The organism is Kitasatospora sp. MY 5-36 (genome assembly GCF_001182915.1).
Taxonomy (GTDB): Bacteria; Actinomycetota; Actinomycetes; order Streptomycetales; family Streptomycetaceae; genus Kitasatospora.
Genome location: NZ_LFVW01000652.1, coordinates 1 through 6,374 on the forward strand (window position 1 = coordinate 1; position 6,374 = coordinate 6,374).

Annotated in this window: 4 protein-coding genes and 2 pseudogenes; 4 read left to right on the forward strand and 2 right to left on the reverse strand. The window is 69.8% G+C overall.

The window, feature by feature from the left end:
* From AE652_RS32775 to AE652_RS44375, 3 genes and pseudogenes are all read left to right on the forward strand, one after another.
* The coding region (locus AE652_RS32775) for a prolyl oligopeptidase family serine peptidase (protein WP_049658216.1) at positions 1-618 on the forward strand (618 nt) is incomplete at its 5' end.
* A 35-nt stretch (positions 619-653) separates the two neighbouring features.
* Entirely contained in the window at positions 654-1,481 is an 828-nt protein-coding gene (locus tag AE652_RS32780) for an ABC transporter ATP-binding protein (protein WP_079271858.1), read from the forward strand.
* A 41-nt stretch (positions 1,482-1,522) separates the two neighbouring features.
* Positions 1,523-1,693, forward strand: a pseudogene (locus AE652_RS44375) (DUF255 domain-containing protein); the annotation flags it as partial.
* Between the two features lie 33 nt (positions 1,694-1,726).
* Here the strand turns inward: AE652_RS44375 and AE652_RS48640 are convergent.
* Together AE652_RS48640 and AE652_RS46805 are read right to left on the reverse strand one after the other, a co-directional pair.
* Positions 1,727-1,957: pseudogene (locus AE652_RS48640) on the reverse strand (DNA-binding protein); the annotation flags it as partial.
* 882 nt (positions 1,958-2,839) lie between these two features.
* Positions 2,840-3,928 carry a hypothetical protein gene (locus AE652_RS46805; RefSeq protein WP_159028617.1) on the reverse strand — a complete coding sequence of 363 codons (1,089 nt, stop codon included), beginning with the start codon at positions 3,926-3,928 and terminating at the stop codon, positions 2,840-2,842.
* Between the two features lie 671 nt (positions 3,929-4,599).
* On the opposite strand from AE652_RS46805, the gene AE652_RS32785 reads away from it, so the two are divergent.
* Positions 4,600-6,374: thioredoxin domain-containing protein (locus AE652_RS32785; protein WP_049658219.1), on the forward strand; the 1,775-nt coding region annotated here is incomplete at its 3' end.

Sequence of the window (6,374 nt, forward strand, 5' to 3'; positions counted from 1 at the left end):
GCCGCCGGCCGGGGCCCCGGCAAGAGCGCCACCGTGGACGACTTCCGGGCCGCCGCCGCGATGCTGGTCGAACGCGGCGAGGCCTCGGCCGGCGGGCTGGGCGCACTGGCCGCCAGCAACGGGGCGCTGGTGGTCGCCGCCGCGCTCACCCGGGAGCCCGGTCTGCTGTCCGCCGCGGTGTGCGTGGCCCCGCTCACGGACCTGGCCCGCTACCAGGTCGGCGGCCTAGGCCGGCTCTGGGCGGAGGAGTACGGCGATCCGGCCGACCCGCGGGCGCTGCGGGCGCTGCTCGACTACTCCCCGTACCACCGGGTGGTGCCCGGGACGGCCTACCCGGCGGTGCTGCTCGCCACCGGGGCGAACGACGCACGGGTGCCGCCCTGGCACGCCTGGAAGCTCTGCGCGGCGCTCGGACGGGCCTCCACCGGGGCGGCACCGGTCCTGCTCGACCACCACGACAGCGGCGGCCACCAGGGCCGTCCGGCCGCGGCCGGGCGGGAGCTCGCGGTCCGCTCCCTCGCCCTGCTGGCCGCCGGCACCGGCCTGCTGCCACCCGCCGACCTGCCCGCCGACCCGCCCGCCGGTCCGCCCGGCCCCCGGCCCAGACCGCAGTCCTGACCTCAGCCCGTGTCCAACCGAGGAGAGCACCACCGATGACCGAGCCCCAGTCCCTCGCGGGAGGCCCGTCCCGTCCCGGAGGCCCCCGGGCCGCCGCGAACCACGCCCCGGCCGCCGCGTCGGCCGTCGACCTGACCAAGGTGCACGGGTCGGGCGACGCCCGGGTGGTGGCACTGGAGCGGGTCTCGGTGTCCTTCCGGGAGGGGGAGTTCGCGGCGATCATGGGCCCGTCCGGCTCCGGCAAGTCCACCCTGCTCCAGTGCCTCGCCGGACTGGAGTCCTGCACCTCGGGCGCCGCCCGGATCGGCGACACGGACCTCACCCGGCTGAGCGACGGCCAGCTGACCAGGCTCCGCCGCGACCACGTGGGCTTCGTCTTCCAGGCCTTCCACCTGATCCCCACCCTGACGGTGTCGGAGAACATCGCCCTGCCGCTGACGCTGGCCGGCCGCACCCCCGACCGGCAGTGGCTGGACACCCTGGTCGAGGCGGCCGGCCTCGGCGCCCGGCTCGGCCACCGCCCGGCCCAGCTCTCCGGCGGCCAGCAGCAGCGCGTCGCCTGCGTCCGGGCGCTGGCCGGCCGGCCCCGGATCGTCTTCGCCGACGAACCGACCGGCAACCTGGACTCCCGCTCCGCCGCCGAGATCCTCGCGCTGCTGCGCCGGTGCGTCCGGGAACTCGGCCAGACCGTCGTGATGGTCACCCACGACCCGGTGGCGGCCTCGTACGCCGACCGCGTCGTCTTCCTCGCCGACGGCCGCATCGTCGACGAACTCCTCGGCCCGACCCCCGACCAGGTGCTCGGGCGGATGCGCACCTTCGACGCCAACCTCGGCATCAGCTACTGGTCCGGACCGGCCTGACCTGCCGCGCGCCGACCGCCGGATGCGCGAGGATGGGGGGCATGCCGAACCGTCTCGCGGACGCGACCTCGCCGTACCTGCTCCAGCACGCCGACAAGCACGCCGACAACCCCGTGGACTGGTGGCCCTGGACGCCGGAGGCCTTCGAGGAGGCGCGGCGCCGCGGCGTACCCGTCCTGCTGTCGGTCGCTTCCGCTGTGTGCCGCTGGTGCCAGTGAACTTGCAAACCCAGTAGTCGGCGGTGTTCACACTTCTCTGATGATCACGCGCTTCCCGCAGAGCTTCGACCAGTCGTCCCGGTCGGAGGGCAGAACGCTCACGGGGCTCGGACACGGAGCGCGAGCGCGGCGACGATCGCGTGCTCGTGCCTGTGCGGCCCGCCGGTGTTCCGAATCAGCGCCACTGCGGTTCAGGGAATCCTCCCGACTGACTGGTTCCACCCGCAGCCGGGAGAGCAGCCACTTCAAGCGCGCCAGGCATGCACTGCGGGAGGTGAGGGCCCCAGTCGGTCACTGGCTGGGGCCCTCACTTGTCGCAGCGAGAGTTGCATCCACCTGGGTGGGCGGATCTCAAATCCGCAGGTCTCTCAGCGCCTTGATCGCCGAAGGAAACGCCAGGGAGATCCTGGCGGTCGCTGTCCAAGTGGTGACGCCTGCAAGCTCCGCGGATGCTGGTGGAGCGCCGGATCGGCTGACAAGCATGTATGTGAGAAGGCCGGCGATGCTGGCGCCAATCCCTGTGGCCAGTACCCACAACACCACCCAGAGACGCAAGCGGTCTGTGGACCGGTCGGCCGTTGGGTGTCTCGTTCCGAGACGATGGCGACGCGGGAGACTCGGACGAACCTTGAGAGGGGGCGCACCACAGGTTGAGGTGGAGGCCAAACGTGTCTGCCAGTTCCCGGTCCGAGTGTGATCTGGTCGTGGAGACCACAGACGTAGTGGTTTCCGATGGCGCGAGCGATGAGGCGCTCCTGGCCCTGGCCGGACAGTAGTGGCCGTAGACGTGTACTTGCACTTGGAGGACGCCGGACGGTCCTGCTTCAAGGAATCGGCCCGGATGGTGTGAGTGGACCGAGTCATGGGCGCCGATTGGCGTAGCGCCCTGTCGGGCCTGAACTCGCCGCGAACGGTCAACGAGTTGGTTGCCGGAGGAAGTGAAAGACAGACCCGGAGGTGTGAGTCGCTTTGGTTCCGGCGTGATTTCCTACTAGCGTGATAGCTGGCTCTCGTCTTGCGCGAGGGCATAGTGATGCCACCTTCTGAGACTGTGTCGGCGGGTGGGGGGAGGGCCCTGGCGGGAACAGAATTCCAGCTCTCTACCGCCAGGGCTCGCTTCTGGGTCATCAGTGGGTACGGCTACACGGCCTTGGGCTGGAACTTGATGGCGCTGCTCCTGGTTCCTGCAGCGGCGTCGACGAAGCGACGCAGCCCCCGGTGTAGGGAGAGCAGTTCCTCCTCATTGAGCTGAAGAAGCTCGTGGAGCCAGGGCTGGTTGGCCAATTCGCTCAGGTGGACGAGTGTCGCCAACTGCGATGTCGGATTGGTGGGAGGGGTGATGGAGGTCCTCGCTGTCTGTGGCGGGATTGCTTCAGCCCATGACGAAGACCCGTCGTCTGGGGCCGACTGAAGAGCGGGGGTGTGTCCACTGTCGAGCATTTCATCCTCGGCGATCCCGGCCCGGTCGGCCGTGGTGTAGGGGATTTCGGGAAGAAGAGCTTCTGGCAGGTGAGAATTGAACGATTTGATCGTTCCTGATCGATCCTGTGCATCATGTGAGTCGAGATCGGAGGCAGGGCCGACGACCGAGTCGTTCATCTCCTCGAGTTCGATTCCGTCCATGCTTGGCTCGCCTCCGGCATCGGTGAGGCCTGGTTCGACTCGTACGGATGTCCTTGGAGACTTGTCGATGAGTACGCTATCGACTGTCAGCTCATCACAATGCGTGCGAGTTGCGTCCTCCCTTGGCTCTCTGGTTGCCGTCACCTCTGATGCATCGGATGCGACGAGGGGGATGGCATCGGCATTCCAAACGACCGACTCCTCGGATACGGGAAGAAGTAGTTGGGCCTCCAGCAGCCACATGATCAGGATCTCCACCTCGCCACGCCGGGTTTCCGGCGCGCGGGCGGTTTCCAGCAGGCGGTCCGCCAAGGCGGCGCGCTGTCGAGGGTGCTCCCCTAGTTCCTGGCGGGCAATCTCGGCGAACCAGCTGCGCCCCAGTACGATCGCGAGCTCGCGACGGCCGAGCGCCTCGCTGAGATCCCAGGCCCGGGCGATCCTGCGAGCTGCCGTCGTGGCGCGGAAAACGCCACGTCCGCCACCGCGAACCAGCAATCCGCATGAGCGGAGGAATGCGGTAACTAGGCCTTTGCGGTGATCGGAAACTCCCGGAACATCCAGCTGTCGACTCGTGAAGACACCCGGATTGCGACCGGCAGCCAGCATGATCTCGATCTGATGTACGAATCGGGTTCGAACTGTTGGGAGCTCGTGTCGCAAGCCGCTTCGTTTTCCCTGTCGCCGTGGCTGATTCATCCGTCTCCCTCTCGTGGGCGATCTTGGGGTGACCGTCGACAGTCAAGCAGAGCCATTGCATCTGAGTGATGTGCGACACGACTGTGAGTCGGGTGACTGTCGCAGGTTCGGGTGATCCAGCACGGCCTGCCTGTATCGCCAGGTCGAGGCCTTTAAAGTAGGCCGCCAGGCCCGGCGGGCAGTATCTTCTGACGCTCCTGCCATCCAGCTGGGCTCGATGACAGGATCGACCGCGTTTGCTGTCGCGGTGCACATCTTCACGCGATGTGAGGCGCAGCGCCTGATGGGTGAGGAATTTTGTGCGGGTGCAGATTGGGCTGCCTGCTTCGCTGCATTCTGCGCGTTTGGAGTGGGCCAGATGGGGCTCGGCAGGGTGAAACGCCCTCCAGGTGGATGCCGAAGTCTGCGCCCGAGCCTTAGCCAGCGACGGCGCAGGAGTTCGGGGCAGTCGGTTCAGGCTGCTGGGTCAGGAGTTGTCAAGTGTGTGTCTCCGCTGCGGACAAAGGTGCATCCTCGCCATGGAAGACAGGGTTCGTGCGGTGTCGACGCGGAGCATGAGGCTTCGTGAGAAACTGGGTCGTATGAACCGGTTGGCCGATGCGACCTCGCCGTACCTGCTCCAGCACGCCGACAAGCACGCCGACAACCCCGTGGACTGGTGGCCCTGGGCGCCGGAGGCCTTCGACGAGGCGCGGCGCCGCGGTGTGCCCGTTCTGCTGTCGGTCGGTTACGCCGCGTGTCACTGGTGTCATGTCATGGCTCACGAGAGCTTCGAGGACGCCGGGCTCGCCGAGTACCTCAACGAGCGGTTCGTCCCGGTCAAGGTGGACCGGGAGGAGCGGCCGGACGTCGACGCCGTGTACATGGAGGCGGTGCAGGCCGCGACCGGGCAGGGCGGGTGGCCGATGACGGTGTTCCTCACGCCCGACAAGGAGCCGTTCTACTTCGGCACCTACTTCCCGCCGCAGCCCCGGCATGGGATGCCGTCCTTCCGGCAGGTGCTGGAGGGTGTGGAGGCCGCCTGGCGGGACCGGCGGGAGGAGGTCGGCGAGGTCGCCGGACGGATCCGGGCCGACCTCGCCCAGCGGGCCGCCGTGTACTCGGCCGGTGCCCACAACCCGCCCGGCGAGGCGGATCTGCACCAGGCGCTGGTGGCCCTCAGCCGGGACTTCGACCAGAGCCGTGGCGGCTTCGGCGGCGCGCCGAAGTTCCCGCCGGCCATGGTGCTGGAGTTCCTGCTGCGCCACCACGCCCGGACCGGCTCGGAGGCGGCCCTGGAGATGGCCGTCCGCACCGGTGAGGCGATGGCCCGCGGCGGCATCCACGACCAGCTCGGCGGCGGCTTCGCCCGGTACGCGGTGGACGCCGGCTGGGTGGTGCCGCACTTCGAGAAGATGCTGTACGACAACGCCCTGCTGCTGCGCGCCTACCTGCACCTGTGGCGGGCCACCGGATCGGCCCTGGCCCGCCGGGTCGCGCTCTCCACGGCGGACTTCCTGCTGCGCGAACTCCGCACGCCCGAGGGTGCGTTCGCCTCCGCCCTGGACGCCGACAGCCTGGACGAGGAGACCGGGCAGTCCGCCGAGGGCGCGTACTACGTGTGGGAGCCCGGTCAGCTGGTCGACCTGCTCGGCCCCGCCGACGCGGCCACCGCGGCCCGGCTGTTCACCGTCACCGCCGAGGGCACCTTCGAACACGGCACCTCGGTGCTCCAACTCCTCGCCGACCCCGAGGACTTCGCCGAGTACGAGACGATCCGGGCGCGGCTGGCCGAGGCCCGGGCGGCCCGCCCCGCCCCGGCCCGCGACGACAAGGTGGTCGCCGCCTGGAACGGCCTGGCCGTCGCCGCGCTCGCCGAGACCGGCGCGCTGCTGGACCGCCCCGACCTGGTCGAGGCCGCCGAACGCGCCGCCGACCTGCTGCTCGCCGTCCACCTCACCCCCGACGGCCGGCTGCTGCGCACCTCCCGGGACGGCCGGGCCGGTGCCAACGCCGGCGTGCTGGAGGACTACGCGGACACCGCCGAGGGCTTCCTCGCGCTGTACGCCGTCACCGGCGACGCCTCCTGGCTGCAGCTGGCGGGCGGCCTGCTCGACACCGTGCTCAAGCACTTCACCGACGAGGCCTCCGGCGCGCTCTACGACACCGCCGACGACGCCGAGGAGCTGATCCGCCGCCCGCAGGACCCGACCGACAACGCCACCCCGTCCGGCTGGACGGCCGCCGCCGGCGCCCTGCTCACGTACGCCGCGTACACCGGCTCCGACCGGCACCGCACGGCCGCCGAACGGGCCCTCGGCGTGGTCGGCGCCCTCGCCGGCCGGGCGCCGCCGTGTGGATGCCCTACCTCACCGCC

Bases quoted from the DNA above. Each gene is read 5' to 3' on its own strand.
- AE652_RS32780 (WP_079271858.1), top strand. From the start codon at position 654: ATGACCGAGCCCCAGTCCCTCGCGGGAGGCCCGTCCCGTCCCGGAGGC.
- AE652_RS46805 (WP_159028617.1), bottom strand. From the start codon at position 3,928: ATGCTGGCTGCCGGTCGCAATCCGGGTGTCTTCACGAGTCGACAGCTG.